At 38.9% G+C, this 1,552-nt stretch carries 2 protein-coding genes; both read left to right on the top strand.

The annotated features are described in order from the left end of the window. The first annotated feature begins 71 nt into the window (after nucleotides 1-71). A complete protein-coding gene (locus ACG72T_RS12495) occupies nucleotides 72-746 on the top strand; it encodes a helix-turn-helix domain-containing protein (RefSeq protein WP_395266462.1) in 675 nt (224 codons plus the stop codon). Next, nucleotides 743-1,552 (top strand): IS3 family transposase (locus tag ACG72T_RS12490; protein ID WP_395266460.1); only part of this gene is annotated, 810 nt, incomplete at its 3' end. The genes ACG72T_RS12495 and ACG72T_RS12490, both read left to right, overlap by 4 nt.

Genomic DNA, 1,552 nt, shown 5'->3' with positions numbered 1-1,552 from the left:
TGCGATAATCCCTTTGTGGTTGTCAGATGAAATAATATAATTTCATCCGATGATTATGGAGGGATTTTTGCATGCCTGGAAATAGGTTTAGTTTTGAAGAAAAGGTACGCCTGATCAGTTTGTTCAAGAGCTCAGACGTTCCATTAGCGACCTTTGCAAGAAACAATGGGGTGAGTAGAAGTGGATTTAAGAATTGGCTGATGCATGTACGTCAAGAAGGTTTAGATGGACTCAAAGCCCGCAAAACCAGATCAAAATATAGTTATCAATTTAAGCTGAATGTTGTTCATGACTATCTTGAAGGTAAAGGCACTTTAGAAGAATTAGTTTACAATTATGGATTACGCAATATATTTCAAGTACATGATTGGATAATCAAGTATAATAATGGGAAATTAATCAAGACTAAATCGTCTGGAAAGAAAGTTCCCATTATGTCACGTAAAACTACATTTGAAGAACGTATTGAAATCGTTGAATACGTCGTAAAAGAACACCATTCATACAACGAAGCAGCTGAAAAATTCTCAGTATCATATCAACAAGTTAGATCATGGGTCTTAAAATCCAATGAAAATGGATATGAGGCTCTCCTCGATCGTCGTGGTAAACGCAAAGCTGCAGAAGATATGACGGACCTAGATAAAGCAAACTTAGAAATACGTCGATTGAAATCTCAACTTCGAGATCAAAAGATAATTGAAGAATTCGCAAAAAAATTAGAGGAACTTCGGCACAGGGGGTGAAACAACAAAACCGGTTGGCTTACCAAGCAATAAAGGAAGTCAGTCAGAATCATCACGGAGCTATAACTCTCCTACTCGGAGTGATTGGAGTAAGTCGACAAGCTTACAACAAGTTTTTTCATAGAACTGAAACTGCTCGAGAGACACGGGATAAATTACTCAAGAAGAGGATCATGCATTGGTACGAATTGAATACTAGGACCATTGGTGCAGGTACGATCCTTACCAATTTAGAAATGGACGAAGAAATTGATTTTCCAGTTACGATCAAACAAGTTAAGCGTTTGATGATGGAACTGAATATTTGTTGCCAATCTAGAAAGAAGAAACATAATAGGTCCAAACAAGAAGAGGTCTATATCAAGGATAACGTCCTTGATCAAAACTTTGAGGTAGAAAAACCAAACCAAGTTTGGCTATCTGATTCAACGGAGCTAACTTGGGGGATCAACGGTCAAAACAAAGTACGACTAAGTGGAGTTCTGGACCTCTACGGAAGATGCTTGATAGCTAGTAATATTAGTGAAACTGAGACATCAAAGGCCGAAATAGAGACGTTTCAACGGGCATTCAATTTATCAGGGAATGTTCATCCGATGGTACATACAGATCGAGGAGCCGCCTTCACATCGAACTCATTTAATAATTTCCTTGATCAACATAGCGTCACCAGAAGTATGTCCCGTCCAGGAACGCCATATGACAATGCCCCAATGGAACGTTGGTGGAGTGAATTCAAGCTTCGATGGATGGACAGACACCCAACTCCGAAGACATTTGAGGAATTAGTTCGATTAGTGAATGAC

The sequence above is a fragment of the Companilactobacillus sp. FL22-1 genome (assembly GCF_043951805.1).
Classification (GTDB): domain Bacteria; phylum Bacillota; class Bacilli; order Lactobacillales; family Lactobacillaceae; genus Companilactobacillus.
Note: the sequence above shows the minus strand (reverse complement) of the source record. Positions and strands in the feature narration are given on the sequence as shown.